Genomic DNA, 223 nt, shown 5'->3' with positions numbered 1-223 from the left:
CATAAAGATATCCGACGCCGGTATCAGAAGCCGTGGCGGAGCGAAGCTGCTGTTTGCAGTAGAGATCGCAGACATAGACGCGGCTATAAAAGGCGGCAAGGCAGATAAAGACGTAAGTGTATACGTAGAGGATAGCTCGGAGCAAAGCGGATTTAGACGGATGAAATTTAGTGAGATCAAGGGCGGCAAAGACGACGCGAGCGACGGTAAAGAAGGCGGTGCA

At 51.6% G+C, this 223-nt stretch carries 1 protein-coding gene; it reads left to right on the top strand.

Annotation, left to right across the window (positions count from 1 at the left end):
- Window positions 1-223, top strand: a 223-nt coding sequence (locus UNSWCS_RS12195; protein ID WP_035144232.1) for a hypothetical protein, incomplete at both ends; no start/stop codon positions are given.

It is taken from the genome of Campylobacter concisus UNSWCS, from assembly GCF_000466685.1.
GTDB lineage: Bacteria > Campylobacterota > Campylobacteria > Campylobacterales > Campylobacteraceae > Campylobacter_A > Campylobacter_A concisus_A.
The sequence above is the reverse complement of the archived record's forward strand: the minus strand, read 5'-3'. Positions and strand labels throughout refer to the sequence as shown.